Origin of the sequence: Pseudozobellia sp. WGM2 (genome assembly GCF_017810075.1) — a bacterium.
GTDB lineage: Bacteria > Bacteroidota > Bacteroidia > Flavobacteriales > Flavobacteriaceae > JADNYK01.
Genome location: NZ_JADNYK010000004.1, coordinates 278,682 through 296,121 on the forward strand (window position 1 = coordinate 278,682; position 17,440 = coordinate 296,121).

At 38.2% G+C, this 17,440-nt stretch carries 16 protein-coding genes; 8 read left to right on the forward strand and 8 right to left on the reverse strand.

Going from position 1 to position 17,440, the window contains the following annotated elements:
* Positions 1-14 precede the first annotated feature (14 nt).
* Positions 15-953, forward strand: coding sequence for a LysR substrate-binding domain-containing protein (locus IV512_RS11065; RefSeq protein WP_209403317.1), 939 nt, complete (start codon positions 15-17; stop codon positions 951-953).
* Positions 954-999: 46 nt separating this feature from the next.
* On the opposite strand, the gene IV512_RS11070 is transcribed toward IV512_RS11065, so the two are convergent.
* On the reverse strand, positions 1,000-1,197 hold the full coding sequence (locus IV512_RS11070) for a hypothetical protein (protein ID WP_209403319.1): 198 nt from the start codon (positions 1,195-1,197) through the stop codon (positions 1,000-1,002).
* 149 nt (positions 1,198-1,346) lie between these two features.
* Between IV512_RS11070 and IV512_RS11075 the strand changes: the two genes are divergently transcribed.
* On the forward strand, positions 1,347-2,615 hold the full coding sequence (locus IV512_RS11075) for a D-alanyl-D-alanine carboxypeptidase/D-alanyl-D-alanine-endopeptidase (protein WP_209403321.1): 1,269 nt from the start codon (positions 1,347-1,349) through the stop codon (positions 2,613-2,615).
* A gap of 17 nt (positions 2,616-2,632) precedes the next feature.
* On the opposite strand, the gene nudK is transcribed toward IV512_RS11075, so the two are convergent.
* Positions 2,633-3,217 carry a GDP-mannose pyrophosphatase NudK gene (nudK, locus tag IV512_RS11080; protein WP_209403323.1) on the reverse strand — a complete coding sequence of 195 codons (585 nt, stop codon included), beginning with the start codon at positions 3,215-3,217 and terminating at the stop codon, positions 2,633-2,635.
* Positions 3,218-3,335: 118 nt separating this feature from the next.
* Here nudK and IV512_RS11085 point away from each other — a divergent pair, with 118 nt between their 5' ends.
* Entirely contained in the window at positions 3,336-5,069 is a 1,734-nt protein-coding gene (locus tag IV512_RS11085; RefSeq protein ID WP_209403325.1) for an amidohydrolase, read from the forward strand.
* A 6-nt stretch (positions 5,070-5,075) separates the two neighbouring features.
* Here the strand turns inward: IV512_RS11085 and IV512_RS11090 are convergent, their stop codons facing one another.
* The 4 genes from IV512_RS11090 to IV512_RS11105 form a co-directional block, all read right to left on the reverse strand.
* Entirely contained in the window at positions 5,076-5,672 is a 597-nt protein-coding gene (locus tag IV512_RS11090) for a gluconate 2-dehydrogenase subunit 3 family protein (RefSeq protein WP_209403327.1), read from the reverse strand.
* A gap of 3 nt (positions 5,673-5,675) precedes the next feature.
* Positions 5,676-7,376, reverse strand: coding sequence for a GMC oxidoreductase (locus IV512_RS11095; RefSeq protein WP_209403328.1), 1,701 nt, complete (start codon positions 7,374-7,376; stop codon positions 5,676-5,678).
* Positions 7,377-7,619: 243 nt separating this feature from the next.
* On the reverse strand, positions 7,620-8,033 hold the full coding sequence (locus IV512_RS11100) for a two-component system response regulator (RefSeq protein ID WP_209403330.1): 414 nt from the start codon (positions 8,031-8,033) through the stop codon (positions 7,620-7,622).
* Positions 8,034-8,138: 105 nt separating this feature from the next.
* Positions 8,139-8,936 (reverse strand): TIGR00266 family protein, encoded by a 798-nt coding sequence (locus IV512_RS11105; RefSeq protein ID WP_100871755.1) that lies wholly within the window; start codon positions 8,934-8,936, stop codon positions 8,139-8,141.
* 778 nt (positions 8,937-9,714) lie between these two features.
* Here IV512_RS11105 and IV512_RS11110 point away from each other — a divergent pair.
* Genes IV512_RS11110 through IV512_RS11120 form a run of 3 tightly spaced genes read left to right on the forward strand, consistent with a single transcriptional unit; the run spans position 9,715 to position 15,413 of the window.
* Positions 9,715-12,840 carry a TonB-dependent receptor gene (locus tag IV512_RS11110; RefSeq protein WP_245224752.1) on the forward strand — a complete coding sequence of 1,042 codons (3,126 nt, stop codon included), beginning with the start codon at positions 9,715-9,717 and terminating at the stop codon, positions 12,838-12,840.
* A 5-nt stretch (positions 12,841-12,845) separates the two neighbouring features.
* A complete protein-coding gene (locus tag IV512_RS11115; protein ID WP_209403334.1) occupies positions 12,846-14,687 on the forward strand; it encodes a RagB/SusD family nutrient uptake outer membrane protein in 1,842 nt (613 codons plus the stop codon).
* A 51-nt stretch (positions 14,688-14,738) separates the two neighbouring features.
* Complete coding sequence (locus tag IV512_RS11120) at positions 14,739-15,413, forward strand: DUF3823 domain-containing protein (protein WP_209403336.1); 675 nt, start codon at positions 14,739-14,741, stop codon at positions 15,411-15,413.
* Between the two features lie 231 nt (positions 15,414-15,644).
* Here IV512_RS11120 and IV512_RS11125 read toward each other — a convergent pair whose 3' ends face one another.
* Entirely contained in the window at positions 15,645-15,785 is a 141-nt protein-coding gene (locus IV512_RS11125) for a hypothetical protein (protein ID WP_209403338.1), read from the reverse strand.
* Positions 15,786-15,852: 67 nt separating this feature from the next.
* On the reverse strand, positions 15,853-16,308 hold the full coding sequence (locus tag IV512_RS11130; protein WP_209403916.1) for a DUF4442 domain-containing protein: 456 nt from the start codon (positions 16,306-16,308) through the stop codon (positions 15,853-15,855).
* Between the two features lie 132 nt (positions 16,309-16,440).
* On the opposite strand from IV512_RS11130, the gene IV512_RS11135 reads away from it, so the two are divergent.
* Positions 16,441-16,923: a DUF4870 domain-containing protein gene (locus IV512_RS11135; RefSeq protein WP_100871753.1), complete on the forward strand. Its 483-nt coding sequence runs from the start codon at positions 16,441-16,443 to the stop codon at positions 16,921-16,923.
* A 172-nt stretch (positions 16,924-17,095) separates the two neighbouring features.
* Positions 17,096-17,425 (forward strand): PadR family transcriptional regulator, encoded by a 330-nt coding sequence (locus IV512_RS11140; protein WP_100872398.1) that lies wholly within the window; start codon positions 17,096-17,098, stop codon positions 17,423-17,425.
* Positions 17,426-17,440 lie beyond the last annotated feature (15 nt).

The window sequence follows — 17,440 nt, forward strand, 5'->3', positions numbered from 1 at the left end:
TTAATTTATATGAGATGACAATAACGCAATTACAATATGTTTTGGCGGTCGCAGAACATCAAAATTTTACCTTGGCCGCACAAAAAAGCTTTGTGACCCAACCTACATTGAGCATGCAGGTTCAAAAATTGGAAGACGAGCTCGATATTTTAATTTTTGACCGCAGTAAAAAGCCGATAACCATAACAGAGGTCGGTAAAAAAATAGTGGAGCAGGCAAAAAATATTGTCAATGAGGCGAATCGCATTCAAGATATAGTCGATCAAGAGAAAGGTTTTATTGGCGGAGATTATGTACTGGGAATTATACCCACCGTGATGCCCACGCTGCTACCCATGTTTCTAAAGACTTTTATAAAACGTTACCCCAAGGTCAATCTTATTATAAAGGAGCAAAGCACAGAACACCTGATTAGAAACATTCAAGATGGTCACCTCGATGCCGGTATTGCCGCAACACCTCTGGAAATCGAATACATCAAAGAAAGGCCCCTTTATTACGAACCCTTCGTTGGATATGTACCCAAAAGTCATAGGCTTGATAGCCAAGAAAAGTTGAAACCCGAAGATTTAAGTATTACCGATGTACTGCTTCTTCAAGACGGACACTGCTTTCGCGATGGTGTAATCAACCTTTGTAAGGCTTCACGTAATTTTGAAGATGAGCATTTTAGTCTACAAAGTGGAAGTTTTGAAACTTTGGTCAATCTAGCTGACGAAGATTTGGGCATGACATTGCTACCCTATTTGAATACTTTAGAACTTGATGAAACAAAGAAGAACAAACTTAAATTTTTCGAAAGCCCACCACCAGCTCGAGAAGTAAGTCTTATTTATCATAAAAGTGAGCTGAAGATTCAAATAACAGAAGCTTTAAGAGATGTTATTTTGGGTATCGTAAGAGGAGCCATTGCTTTTCAAGACGTTAATATTGTGAGTCCGTTAAACAAATGATAGGTAAAACCGGTGCAAGAAAAAGCCCTCCGAAGAGGGCTTTTTTTTATGCCTTTAAATAAATCAAACTTTGTTTTAGCTCTGGCTTATCTGTTATAAATTGTTGTAACCAGAGTTTAAGTTCTTCGATTTCATCGGGGAGTAAACTGTTCACTGCTTTTTTAAGTTCTTTCAAAAACAGTCTAGAATCGAAACTAACTTTTTTTAGTACAGTTTTAGTGTACTCAAGCATAGCTTTTGCCATATTTCAATATTTAGTTAATTGTTCTATGAGCGTTATTCACTCAGCATAAAGTTAACCTGATTGCGTTCTTTATATTGCTAGTTCGTTGTTAAAAGTTAGCTAAATTCCTGTTAAATACCCTATTTTAGGGGCGTAATCCGTCCAAAAATATGAGAAAAATTTACTTATCGGCAGTGTTGATCTCTGTCTTGTTTGGCTGTGCGAGTAGCAGTAAAATTTTAATCAAATCTACCGATTCAGTCTTGAAATCAGCGTTTTACGAAAACCAGTTTACAGGATTTTTTCTCTATGACCCGACAACCAAAGACACTTTATACACGCACAACAGTTCGAAATACTTCACTCCCGCAAGTAATACCAAGATTCTTACACTATATACAGCACTCAAAATGCTACCTGACAGTATTCCGGCTTTTCGCTACCTTGTTCAAGGTGATCAAACCTTTCTTCAAGGTACTGGAGACCCCACACTTTTTCACACCCAATTCGATAATACCAAGACTTTAGATTTTCTCAAAGCTCAATCAAATATTACATTGTACCTAAATAATTTTGATGATGAAAAATTGGGCCCTGGCTGGTCTTGGGGCGACTATCAGTACTATTACCAAGCGGAAAGAAGTGCGATGCCCGTTTTCGGAAACGTAGTAACATTACAGAGAACTCCCTCTACAAAGATACTTCCCCATATATTTGTTGATAGTGTGGTGGCCGTTAATGCTGCGAAAAACCGAGAAATCGAAAAGAATATCTTCTATTTTGATTCCTCTAGAAAAGATACGCTTGAAATTCCCTTTAGAACCAGCAAAGCACTTGTAACATATATTCTGGAAGAGGAATTAAAAAAGAAAATGGACTTGACCGATAAAATGCCTTCGGGAAGGTTAAATACTTTCTACGGAATAAATAGCGATACGGTGTACAGAAGAATGATGCACAAAAGTGATAATTTTTTAGCTGAGCAATTACTGATTTTAGCCTCTTCTACCCTCTCTGATACCTTGAACAGTCAAAAAGCCCGAAAACACATTTTGGACAATTATTTAAAGGAGTTGAAGCAAGCTCCTAGATGGGTAGATGGCTCAGGTCTTTCTAGATATAATCTGATTACTCCTGAAGGATTGGTTCACGTATTGGATAAATTGTATACCGAAATCTCTCGTGAACGATTGTTCAGCTTCTTCCCTGCTGGTGGAGTAAGCGGTACATTGGAAAAATGGTATCCTGGAAACCCAGAACCTTATATCTATGCAAAAACCGGGAGTTTAAGCAATAACCATTGCCTGAGTGGCTATCTAATCACAAAATCTGGAAAAACACTGATTTTCAGTTTTATGAACAACCATTTTCGAGATGCTTCTTCCGAAGTAAAAAAAAGAATGCAACAAATTTTAGAGAAAGTACGTGATACATATTAATTCAGCCCAACTTTCAATCAACCCAAGAGACGATTTACTTTGGCATGCTGCAACAACATAATTGATTTGGCATCTTTTATTTGACCCGTATAAATCATTTCAAAAGCGGCTTGAAAATCCAGTTCCAAGACTTCAATGTTTTCGGTCTCATCATCTGCACCTCCACCATCGTTCACTTTCATTTTTTCCTCATACTCTCCCACGAAAAAATAGAGAATTTCAGTTACCGAACCAGGCGACATATAACTCTCAAAAACCTTTCGCACCTTATCTATTTGATAACCAGTTTCTTCCTCCACCTCTTTTTTAATGCACTCTTCAGGGTTCAAGCCATCTAAGAGTCCTGCGCATACCTCGATCATCATTCCATCATCGTTGCCATTTACATAGGTTGGCATACGAAATTGCTTGGTAAGAACCACCGTTCCCTTTTCCTTATTGTAAAGTAATATTGCAGCTCCATTCCCACGATCATATGCCTCTCGATGTTGTTCTTCCCATGAGCCATCATCTTTTTGATATTCAAACGAAAATTTGTGTAGTGTATACCAATTGTCAGAAAGTAATTCCTTTTTAATATTTCGTACTCTAGTATTCTTCATATAGCCAAGGTACAAACTGCATTATAGAATTCAATAAGAAATTGTCACGTATATATATTTTATTTGTTCAAATTTTACCATATAAATAGTGTAACTTATAGCGCTTAAAACCAGCCAAATGAACAAACCAAAAACTATTCTTAGAAGTTTATTATTTATCATATTTTCATTGTTTTCTTGCTCTACTCCAGCTCAAGAAACTGGAACACTTCTTATTCACGGAGGCCCCATTTATACTGTCGATTCTACCCAAACAAAAGTAGAGGCCGTAGTTGTAAAAGAAAGTACCATATTGTTTACGGGCAGTCTTCAAGAAGCCGAAAAGTATAAAAGCGAAAAAACACAAATATTAGATTTAGAAGGCAAGACCATGACGCCTGGTCTAATTGAAGGTCATGGCCACTTTATGGGATTAGGTTTTAGTGCTCTAGAACTTGATTTAACGAATACCAACAGCTATGAAGAAATTATTGATATTGTAGCTGAAAAAGTCAAAACTGTTAAACCTGGAGAATGGATAATTGGTGCCGGTTGGCATCAAAGCAAATGGACAGAAAAACCAGAGATTATGGTTAAAGGTTTTCCAACGCATGATTTATTAAGTGCAGTTTCACCTGATAATCCCGTCTTTTTAAGTCATGCAAGTGGACATGCTGGTTTCGCGAACGAGGCGGCCATGGATATTGCCGGAATTCAAGTTTTAACAAAAGAAGGTTTGGATAAATCTGCAATAGAAGGCGGTGAAATAATAAGAGATGCGTTAGGGAGACCTACAGGAATTTTTAATGAGACAGCACAAAGTTTAATTTGGAAGCATATTCCTGACGACATGTACACTCCTGAAAAATACATTGAAGCATTTAATCTTGCTATTGCTGCATGTCATAAAAACGGAATTGTTGGTTTTCATGATGCAGGTATCGGAAGAGAAAACATTGCCTTTTACGAAAAGATGAAATCTGACGGTAAAATGAATGTTCGAATGTACGCTATGTTAACCGGCAGAGACATGGGTCTTGTAGATGAATGGCTGGATAAAGGACCTTTGATAGATCCAGACAATCTATTAACAATACGTTCCATAAAATTAAATTGCGATGGGGCCTTGGGTTCACGAGGTGCATGGCTCTTAGAAGAATATTCTGACCAACACGGTCATTTTGGTCATGAAACACTACCTATGACAGAGGTAAAAAAAACTGCACTAAAAGCATTGAAAGATGGTTTTCAGGTCTGTTCACATGCTATTGGAGATCGCGCAAATCGCGAAATACTTGATCGTTACGAAGCAGCATTTAAAGATCTACCCGAAGTATCTCAAGATCATCGTTTCCGTATAGAACATGCGCAACATTTACATCCGGATGATATACCACGCTTTGCCGAATTGGGTGTAATACCTGCAATGCAAGCCATACATATGTCTTCAGACAGACCTTGGGCGATAGACCGTTTGGGAGAAAAGCGAATTAAAGAAGGAGCCTATATGTGGCAAGCATTATTAGAAAGTGGTATTCCGATAGTAAACGGTACCGATGTTCCGGTAGAACCTTTAAATCCCATAGCGAACTTGTACGCTAGTATAAGTCGAAAAACTTTAAAAGGGTTTCCCGAAGGTGGTTTCGAACCAGCACAAAAAATGACCAGAGAAGAAGCCTTACGATCATACACTATAGATGCAGCTTATGGTGCTTTTGAAGAACATATAAAGGGTTCTATAACCCCGGGGAAGCTTGCTGACTTCACCATATACAATCAAGATATTATGACTATTCCAGAAGATGAATTTTTAAAAACCAAAATAGCCATGACCATCTTTAATGGTGAGGTTGTTTATACAAAAGAAAATTAGTTCCTATTAGCCCAAGCTCCATTTGTTTCCGACTTCAGAAGCGGGTTTACAAGGTTCGTACCCGCCTGGTATGGGGTCGTAACTTAATACCTTCTCCCCTATTTCTTCAGATGTGGTATAGGCCCATATGGCCATCGATTTGAAAGCCCTATAAAAACCGATTGGTTCTTGCGGGCCCACTCCGGTGCCCCAGACACCTCGACCAAATTTGCCTGAACTGGTTTCGGCAGCTTTCAAGACCTCTACCTTTTTTTCTTTGGAAAGATTGCTAAAATCACCTCCAAAATTTTCTACGCAATTCGAATTGAATTCAGCAATTTGATTGCGAATATTCTCTTGCCCATTTTCATCGTAAGTGTGGGCAACAACCTTATCTATGAACATATCTGCTTTTACGTCTAACGCCCCTGGAGTCTCTGTTCTGGGTAGAATCATATCTAACAGGTCGGAAACGGTGGTGGCCTCTTTTTCGGTAAAAAATTGGGGCTGCCAATCTAATCTAGGTTCATTTTGACAAGATTGTAATAACGAAAATACAGATGGAGTCAATACTGTAGCCCCAGCCAACAATCCTGCGCGCTTTAATGCTTTTCTCCTGTTCATAACTTAAATGTTTCTTTTCTTAGATTCTGAGACTGCATGGTCAACTGCTCTAGCGGTTAGCGCCATATAGGTCAATGAAGGGTTCACACATGAAGACGACGTCATAGAAGCGCCATCGGTCACAAATACATTTTCTGCGCCGTGTACCTGATTAAATTTATTCAGTACCGAGGTCTTTGGGTCATGGCCCATTCTTGCCGTACCCATTTCGTGAACGCCATAACCCGGGGGATGCTCGTTGTCGAAACCAAGAATATCTTTTAGACCGGCTTTTTCAAGCATTTGTACCGCATCTTCTTGTATCTGTTTGTTCAAAGCCTTTTCGTTTTCCTTGAATTCGGCATCGATCGATAGTGTAGGCTGACCCCATTTATCTAAAACATCTTTGTTCAATGAGATTTTGTTATCGTGGTATGGTAAACACTCGGCAAAACCGGTTATGAAAAATTCCCATGGGCCGGGCTTAAGAATATTGTCTTTATACTCGGCACCGAAAGATTCTATATTCGCGGCATTGCCGCCACGATAGCCTCCTCCTTGATAACCAAATCCTCTCAAAAATTTATCGGATTTACTCTTTTCGTCGATATTTACATATCGGGGAATGTATATTCCGTTAGGTCTTCTTCCTTTATAATATTTATCATCAAAACCATCTACTTTACCCGTAGCACCCACGCGATACGTATGGTCCATAAGATTATGACCCAATTCACCACTATCGTTACCTAACCCATTTTCAAATCGGTCAGATACCGAATTCATCAATATTTGAGTGGTGCTAAGTGTAGAGGCGTTTACGAAAATAATTTTTGCTGAATACTCGATATCTTCATTCGTTTCCGCATCGATGATACGTACTCCCGTGGCCTTTCCTTTTTTATCATCATATATTACAGACTGTACAATAGAATGAGGTCTAATCGTAAGATTACCCGTAGCATTAGCCGCCGGTAAGGTCACCGCATTACTACTAAAATATGCTCCGTAAGGGCAACCGCGGCTACATCTATTTCTATACTGGCACTGACCTCGCCCATTGTGTGGTTGCGTTAGATGGGCTACACGGCCAATAATCATATTTCTACCCGGAAAGTCTTTTTCGATTCTACTTTTTACATGTTTCTCTACGCAGTTAAGCTCCATCGGAGGTAAAAAGTGACTATCAGGAAGCTGTGGCAAGCCCAAAGGTTCTCCACTAATACCTGCAAATTTTTCTACGTACGTGTACCATGGCTCAATATCTTTATACCGAATTGGCCAATCAACCCCATGACCATCTCTAGCATTGGCCTCAAAATCTAGGTCGCTCCAACGGTAGGTTTGTTTGCCCCATAATAAGGACTTGCCACCCATTTGATGACCGCGAAGCCAAAGAAATGGTTTCTCTTCTGTATAAGGGTTGGCTTCATCGTCTGCCCAAAAATGTTCGGTGTCTTGACCGACCCAGCCCGACCTTATATTCTTGTAGTGTTTCTTTTTTTGTTCCGGTGTCAATCCACCACGATAGTCCATATCCCATGGATCTAGATTCATCGTAGGGTAATCTACCACATGTTCTACTATCTTACCTCGCTCGAGCACCAAAGTTTTGAGTCCTTTTTCACACAATTCCTTGGCGGCCCAACCCCCACTTATGCCGGAGCCAATAACAATGGCATCATAGGTGGTTTCTTTTTTTGCGTCGATATTGTAATTGGCCATAAATACTATAATAGTTATCGCTCGAAGATAGGAATTATTCACTCGGACCACAAAAAAATAAGATTTTGGCAAAAACCTTTCAGGTAGGCTACTTGAAATTAATTCATAGCATGAAATTCATTATTTTTCCACTAACAAGAGCGTATAGACACGTAATCAAATTGACCCTAGAAATTTTCATATCGGAGTTGGTAAAATTGACTACTATCTATAGAGCACTGAGGTTCGCCAACGTATTATAAACTATGAATAGTTAGTTGTAAAAACCTCCTCTAAAAGATTTTTAGAAAGTGGTTTATCAAAATGACCTTTGACCGAAGGGTGCTCTTTTGCTCTTTTTCTATCTTTAGAATTGGTGAAGGCCGAAAGAATGTAGATATCCGTATCTGTTTTGCTCCCGTACATTTTTTCGAACTTAGATAGAAAAGTCCATCCGTCCATTATAGGCATTATCAAATCTAAAAGAATGATATCTGGCTTTTCGCCACTTTTGTCAAGCGTATCGGAGAAAATTTTAAGGGCAGTTTCAGCACTATCAAAATCAACTACCTTGCAATTTTTATTCCATTGCTCAATACCATATCGTGTTGCAAAAAGGGAAACAAAATCGTCGTCTATGACCCAGACGACCAATTGTGAATTCATTATGGATTTCATGCAGGCAAATTAGGGTGCTAAATCAAAAGTATAATCTGGTCAAATCTAGCCCATTAGCATATTACAATCCAAACTTTTTTTGTTATTAAATTGCCTCTATCCCTGTTAAAACCTATTATCGCCACCTACTATGTCACCTAGTGTACCCAAAATACTACCTTCTCCTTTGTCTTTTCCTCCACGAGGTATTGAGGCCAGAACCCGACCCGCCAAACGACTAAATGGCAATGACTGAATATACACTGTTCCGGGGCCACGAAGTGTGGCAAAAAAGAGTCCCTCGCCACCGAAAACGGTGTTTTTAATGCCCCCCACAAATTCTATATCATAATCTACGGTTTGCGAAAAACCGACGATACAACCGGTATCAACTTTTAGAACTTCACCGGCTGCCAAAACTTTTTTTGCCAATGTGCCTCCGGCATGTACGAAGGCCATTCCGTCACCTTCCAATTTCTGCATGATAAAACCTTCTCCACCAAAAAGACCTCGACCGAGCTTTTTAGAAAATTCAATACCGACGGAAACCCCTTTGGCAGCACAGAGAAAAGCATCTTTTTGGCAAATGAACTTCCCTTGCTTCTCCGATAGGTCGATAGGCAATATTTTACCTGGGTATGGTGAGGCAAAACTTACTTGCTTTTTACCTTGGCCCACATTCAAAAAAGCGGTCATAAAAAGACTCTCACCGGTTAGAATGCGTTTTCCAGCTGAAAAAATCTTACCTAAAACCCCTGTGTCTTGATTGCTGCCATCACCAAAGATAGTATCCATTTTGATGTCTGAATCCATCATCATAAAACTCCCAGCTTCGGCCACCACAGCTTCTTGAGGATCCAGCTCAATTTCTACATACTGCATTTCTTCCCCGTAAATCTGATAGTCTATTTCGTGTGCGTTCATATCTATTTATTTTTTGTTGATGCCTATTGGTTGTACCTAAAGGGTGTTTTGTTACACACAACGGAGAAAAATTTGGGTCATTAGATAGAAGTAATTCCCTTGCCTCATTCTCTAATTGACTTATTGAAAATAGGGCACAATACAGAATGGCAAGATATCTTCTTTCCCCAAAGGCTTTTCACTTAACTATTATTACCACAGCACCAACTCATACTTTCAGGAAAAATTGAATTTACAGTAAAATCAGTTTTTTGTGTGAAATCAAATATCTACTAATTCCCCCCTATTATTCACGGGTTTCTATATTCCATTGTAAATTTATCTAAAGAATAAAATCACTTTAGTAATTTCAAAATCCATAATAAAATAACAAGGCTAGCGGCATAACACAACCTTTTTATAAGATTTTATCCATAGGCCTTAAATGAAATCTACTAGCAATTTGTAGCACAAAAATTCTTCCTTTTTGTATTTCAAACAGCCCGAAGCAACAAAAGACAAAAAATTTATTACCCATCCATCACTACATAATTTGAACATCTCCAAACTTGAAGAACATAATAAGATAAGGATGTTGGGATAGTTTTCGAATATTGGAATATAGCAATGAAAAGACATTTTATTAGTGTATAAATTACATTTTTTATGAAATAATTTCCAAAATATCATTTTATTTCTATTTTTACAGGTGTAAATAACACACTTTTAAATGAGGATGGAAACATACACCTACGCAATTCTAGACAGACTGCTACTTTTTTTTAAACTCCCACTGAAAATGCCTTTTATTGTATTCTGCTTTCTCGTGACAGGATGGGTAAATGCACAAAATTCAGTTATAATTTCGGGAGAAGTAACTGATGAAAACAATATACCGTTACCGGGTGCCAACATTATTGAAAAGGGGACATCAAACGGAATTACTACTGATTTAGATGGCAAGTTCACCATCGACATTGCAGACAAATCGAATCAATTATTAGTAGTATCCTATATTGGTTTCTCTACACAAGAAATTGAAGTAGATGACAAAAGTTATTATACTATTACACTACTCCCTGATTCTGAAGCCTTGGATGAAGTTGTGCTTGTTGGGTATGGAACAAAAAAGAAGGAAGATGTAACTAATGCAATAAGTACCGTAAAAGCAGATGACTTAACAAGAACAACATCAACCACTACAGCTGGAGCACTAGCTGGAAGGGTTCAGGGTATAAGTGTTAGAGCTGCAGATGCCCGACCTGGGCGAGGAGCTAGTTTGGAAGTCAGAAATATGGGAAACCCCTTGTTTGTAATTGATGGAATTCCCTACGGCGGGCAAACAGGAAATGATTGGGTGCAATCATCCAATGTTTCAGGAATGGACGTGTTCAACACTTTAAACCCAGAAGACATCGAAAGTGTTACTATCTTAAAAGATGCATCCGCTGCTATTTACGGTTTGAGAGCTGCCAATGGTGTCGTGCTAGTAACCACAAAAAGTGGTAGTAAAAATAAAAAAACCACTGTGAGCATCAACCATTATTATGGTACACAAAATTTGACTCGTTTTCCCGAGATGGCAGATGCCAGCCTATATATGAGAGGGCTTGTTGAAGCCGCTCAAAATGAGAACAGGGACCCTAATAGTGTTCTTACACCCGAAGAACTAGAAAAATGGCAAAATGGAACAGAACCTGGTTACCAAGGATATGACTACTATAAAGAGCTGATGAGAAAGGGTATTCCTCAAACCCAAACAACCATAAGTGTGTCTGGAGGATCAGAAAAATCCAGTTATTATTTATCCTTAGGCAATCTTGATCAAAAGGCTTTAATGAAAGATTTTGGCTATACCAGAACAAATTTTCAAGCCAACTTAAAGGCAGATATTACTAAACGGTTAAGCATTGGAAGCCAAATTAGTGGTAAGCAGGAAAAAACAGAAGACGTAGGATTACCTGGTGGAGATGGTTATTTCGCTGCTATTTTAGGTGTTTTTAGCAATATACCTACTGTAGGCCCATATGCAAATGATAATCCTAATTTCCCTAATCATACTAGGGACTTCTCAAGAAACCCGGCCTTATTTGATCGAGATATTGTGGGTTATAAAGACAATTTGAACAGAACGGCCAATATAAACTTATTTGCAGATTATAAATTTGATTTTGGATTGACAGCCAGTGGCAAGGTGTCTTATAATTATACCAATAATAAATTTGACGGTTTTCAGTATACCTATGACGTTTACAGTTATGATGCTGCCAACGACTCTTATTTTCCTTCGGCGGGGGTATATGGGAGATGGCGCTACCAAACAGAAAGGGAAGTAGTATCTAGATATGCACAATTTCAACTGGATTATAATAAAACATTTGACAAACATAAGATTGGGGTTACGGTTGGGTATGAAAAATCAGATTATGACAAAAATTATCAAGCAATTAGCACAGACCCCTCTAACAATTATTTACCCTTATTGGAGTATGATCGATTGAATGGCTTGGGAGACAGTTGGTCTTATGAAGCAAGAGCTGGATATATTGGCAGATTAAATTACAACTATGACAATAGGTACATATTGGAGATTTTGGGTAGGTATGACGGATCGTATCTGTATCCACCAGGAAAAAGATGGGGTTTCTTCCCTGGAGTATCAGCCGCATGGAGACTTTCCAATGAGAAGTTCTTTAATTCTGCTACCGATATTTTCAGTAATGTAAAAATTAGAGGCTCTATAGGTCAGACGGGGTTAGAACAAGGGGTTGGTATGTTCGATTATTTAGGAGGATATACCTTTAACTCTGGAAATGCAGTTCTAGACGGTTCCTTTACAAATGGAATTAGGCCAAGAGGCTTACCGGTAACCAATTTATCTTGGGTAAAAAACACCAACTACAATGTTGGTATTGATTTAGGTCTGTTCGAGAACAAAATAACTCTTACCACAGATGTATTTAAGATTATTAGGTCTGGAACGCCTGCTGCACGTTATGACGTACTATTACCTAGTGAAGTTGGCTATTCGCTACCAAATGAAAACCTAAACAAAAATGGTTATTATGGTATTGAAGGTATCATATCTTACAAAAATAGCATAAAAGATTTCACCTACAGTGCAAGCTTTAACGGTACTTTATCTAGATATAAAAGTATAGAAACTTACAAGCCACGGTTTGGGAACTCATGGGATGAATATAGATCATCTTCTGAAGATCGTTGGGGAGGTATTTGGTGGGGTCATCAAGTAATTGGGAGATTTCAAAATGAAGAACAAATAAAGAACCATACCGTAAACATAGATGGTCAAAACAACAGAACCTTACTTCCCGGAGATCTCATTTATAAAGATGTAAATGGAGACGGTATAATTAACGGTATGGACGAGCGCCCCATTGGATATCCGGACAACTGGGCTCCAATGATTTCTTTTGGAGGTAATCTAGCCTTAAATTGGAAAGGGTGGGGTCTGAATATAGATTTAGCTGGGGGCGCAATGCAATCTTGGTTTCAAGATTATGAATTGAAAAATCCTTATCATGCTGGGGGCAACTCACCAGCCTACCTTTTAAATGACCGTTGGCATCGATCTGACCCCTATGACCCTGATAGCGAATGGATTTCAGGGTATTATCCAGCAATTCGATCAGGAAATGTAGGTCCTAACTGGAGAAACAGCGACTTTTGGCTACAAAATGTTAAGTATTTAAGATTAAGAAACGTTGAGCTAGGATATAATTTCCCGTCTGAATTTACTGATATACTAAAGCTCAGCAAAGCTCGTGTATATGTTAATTGCTCCAACCTAGCTTCGATTGACAATGTAAAACGTTATCAAATTGATCCTGAAATACAAGCCCGAGCAGCCGTTGTATATCCTCAACAACGCACATTAATATTTGGTTTTAATATTACATTCTAAAGATTATGAATAAACTATACATATACTTATTTGGATTTTTGCTATTTGGACTACTGCCCAGTTGCAATCATGACGATTGGTTTGAGCGTGAACCACAAAATATCATTGTGGACGAACAGTTATGGAACGATCCTGAATTAATCAAATCTCTACTAGCCAATTATTATAATAGACTGCCCTCACTACATGGAGTATTCAATGTTGGTGGCATGAGTGAAATAGATGACGCCATGTATTCTGGCCATTTTGACCAGAACTGGCGTAACGATTTTGAATACGGTGATGATTATGGCCGATACTGGGATTACAGCTTTATTCGTGACATTAATCTAGCTTTAGATAACCTTGATAATTATAGCAAAGACCTAGACGAAGAACAAGTTGCTTTATTCAAGGCAGAGTTACGATTCATTAGAGCTTTTGTATATTTTGAATTGGTTAAGCGCATGGGAGGCGTTCCATTAGTCACAGAACAGCTAATTTATGACTTTAATGGAGACCCCACCAATTTACAAGTTCCACGCTCCAAAGAGTATGAGGTGTACGATTTTATATTCAATGAGTTAGAGTCGATTAAAACAGATTTGGCCGCTAACAATAACAGCAAAACCAGGGCTAATCTGTATATAGCCCTTGCATTGGAAAGTAGGGCCATGCTTTATGCCGGGTCGTTGGCCAAGTATAACAGTCTAATGGCTTCTCCAATAACACTTTCTGGTGAAGAAGTAGGTATACCGGCCAACCTGGCGGATGGTTATTATCAAAAATCCTTGAACGCGTCGCTAGAAATCATTAATTCTGGCAGATATAGCCTATATGAAGCGAATTCGAACAAAGAATTAAATTTTTATGAGGCACTAATCAATAAAGACAATAACCCGGAAACTATCTTTGCCAAAGATTATGCTTCAGAGCTAAAAGAACACTGGTATACATTTGAAAACGTTCCCAGATCTTTAATGGAAGATAATGAAGGCTCTTCTATTTTAAGTCCATCCCTAAATTTAGTTGAGAGTTTTGATTATCTAGACGGCAGTGATGGTGCCTTAAACTATATTGACGGCACAGGAAATTATATTGTTTATGATAACATGACCGATATCTATAATAATAAAGATGCACGCCTTTGGGGAACCGTAGTACTACCTGGAACTGCGATTCGGGGAAGCAATGTAAATGTTCAAGCCGGCGTAGCCGTTTGGAACGGTACCGCATACGAACTACAAAATGCGCCAAACCTTGGAGATAACTTTAGTGACGGAAAATTATGGACAGGTTTCGACGGACCTCAGGACAATGCTCAGTTTGTTAGTAATACCGGTTTCTATACACGTAAATTTATTTCCAACAAACCTGGGGAGGCACTGAGAAACAATTCAACTAATTGGTGGCCATGGTTCAGATTGGGTGAAATTTATCTCAATGCTTCAGAAGCGGCTTTTGAGCTGGGACGAGAAAGCTTAGCGCTAGAGTATATCAACCTTATTCGTAGCAGAGCAGGATTTCCGGAAAACAGCTTAACCCAATTGACCTTAACTGACTTTCAAAAAGAAAGGCGCCATGAACTAGCTTATGAAGATCACCGATATTTTGATTTAAAGAGGTGGAGATTAGCCCATGAAATCTGGGATGGCAATCAAGAAAGTGAAGAGGCCGTAGTATATGGTTTATACCCGTATAGGATTGTTAATCCTGGTCACGAAGATGACAGTAAATTCATTTATGTAAAAACGCGCCCAACTAGATTTCGTCGAGCAAGATTTTTCCGCCTGGCAAATTACTATGCATCAATTGATCCCAATGTTCTTAATAACAACCCTAAATTAGTTAGAAACCCTTACCATTAATTGAATTAAATTAAAATGAGAGATAGAAGAATAATATTAAAGTCTGATACTATGAAGAAAGAGTTATTGTTTCTACTAATAACTTTGAACATTCTTTTGGTATCCTGCGAATATGATAATTTTGACGAACCAAATGCAACCCTTAGCGGTAACGTTGTATATGAGAATAGTGTTATTGGCGTTAGAACAAATGGACCCCAATTTGAGCTTTGGCAAGGGGGCTATGAGCTAAAAGAACTAATACCTGTCTTTATAGCTCAAGATGGTAGTTATTCCGTTTCATTATTCGACGGTGAGTACAAACTTGTTAGAAAAGAAGGAGGACCATGGATGTCGCAACTCACCGATACATTAGTTGTAAATGTTCAGGGGAACACTATCTTGGATGTTCCTGTTACACCATACTTCATTGTAAATGATATAAACATTAGCAAAAATGAAACTTCAATAGATGCAGAATTTTCTTTAAAACAAATAGTCGAAACTGCCAACTTAGAGTTCGTTAATATATATTTGGGTGAAGGTCTTTTGACAGATCAGAATCGCTATGAAGCAGTATCTTCCGCTGATATAGCCAATATAAGTTTTACTGAAAGTTCTATGGTCTCAGTTGAAATTCCAGAAGAACTTAGCAATGAAAATTTTGTATATGCACGTATTGGAGTCAAATCTAACCTTAGCAACGAGTTATACTACACTCAATCCTTTAAAATAGACTTAAACTAATAAATTAGAGATGTTAATCACCACATATTAGATATCCCATTTCCTGAAACTTACCACAGACTTAATAAAGTTTTCTTAAGACATCATATACCAACTAGCAAAGTGCTGTAAAATCATCAATTGAACGTCTTTGGTACTAGCCGTTGAATTTTAATGACTTAATTAAAATGACAAAAATTTAGCGATATCTATTTTCACTGGTTTTAGAGTGCTCAATAGACAGCTTAATTTTTACTCAGCAGTACAAGTTTCTTCAACCGTACCAGGTCGGTCGGTCAAGCCAACTGCTTCCCACCGCCCACGATCAACAATAAGGCAGTCATTACAATCATTTCGGAATAGATAAATAAGATGGTCGACAATGCGTTGCATTTTTGTTTTTTGTTGATACCTATTAGTTGTCTACGGAGCTGTATTTGTTACATTTATTGAGCATGTATTATCCTTTCACCTTCACCGTCCACTCAAAATTGAACGTAGAAACCACTACCCCGTCTTCATTCACACCCACTGATTTCATCCAAAAAGCTTGTCCCTCACCTGTTGCTATGGTTTTTTCGATAGCCTCCTTTATCAAATGCCCGTCTTCACAGGTAAACGTAATTCTGCCCGTTGCTTTCTTAGAAAAGTTGGCGTTGTTATTGGCTACCAACATACTTATTTTTTTTCCACTTGCTTGAATCTGATTGATGACCATAGCACCTGTACTCAATTCTGCGGCCATACCTTGTACCGCCCAAAACATAGATTTAAAAGGGTTTTGATTTCGCCATCCGTGCTTTACGGTTACCACACATTTTTGGTCAGAAATCGATTTTACCCGTACACCTGTCCACCAAGCAGCCGGCAATTTGAAAAAAGTGAACTTATTGAATTTACTTGCGGAAACGCCCATTATACCATCGTTTTGGGTAAAAATAGACAAAATTACCGAAGTTTATAATGTTAATTAATTCTTAAATTTTAGTACTTTGTTTTGCATAGTACCTTTTTTCAACCATATATTTGCATAAGAAATTACTAAGTCATGGAAAGTACACTTACCAAACACGAAAGAAATATATCGGCCTTAATACATGCTTCTACGTTTTCGAAGTTTGTAATACCGTTCGGTAATTTTATAATTCCCCTAGTTTTATGGACAGCCAATAAAAATGAATACAGCTATGTAGACTATAATGGCAAACAGGCGTTAAATTTTCAAATTAGCCTACTACTCTATTCCGTAGTTTTAGGTGCCATCAGTATTCCTTTTTTAATAGGTTTTTTTCCTGACATATTCGATTTGGGTTTCTTCGGGTTTGACCAGCTATCTAATTACAACAACTTTTCAATCAATATAGACCCTGATAATTTCAAGTTCGGTACTTGGCTGATCCCGTTAAGCCTAGCGGGTTTGATAAAAGCAGCTTTGTTTATTGTAAACGTGGTTTACACCATTTTAGCAACTATAAAAACCAACGAGGGTCAGTATTTTGAGTACCCTTTGACCATAAAGTTTATTAAGTAAAATCAACAGGTCTTAATCACACCTGAAATCATAGGAGTTTATTCATCAATCAATCTCATCAGAATGTTTATTCATCGATCTAAAAACGAACAGTCACCCCATGCAGACGACATTTTTAAAACAATCACGTTCCCCCCACGAGAAGGAACTGCATAAAAAGCAAAAAGAAATTATGAATGTAGAAAATACAAAAGCACAAATGCGCAAAGGTGTTCTAGAATACTGCATCCTCTCTATATTAAACGGAAAGGACAAGTATGCCTCTGAGATTCTAGAGACCTTAAAAGACGCTAAGATGCTCGTGGTAGAAGGTACTATTTACCCGCTTCTGACACGACTAAAAAATGCGGGTCTTTTAAGCTACCGCTGGGAAGAATCAACTTCTGGCCCACCGAGAAAATACTATGCCCTAACGGAAACCGGTAAACTTTTTCTAAAAGAACTGAATGCCACTTGGGATGAGTTAAGAACAGCAACAAATCTTGTGACCAATAATAAATAAACCTAAAGAACACCC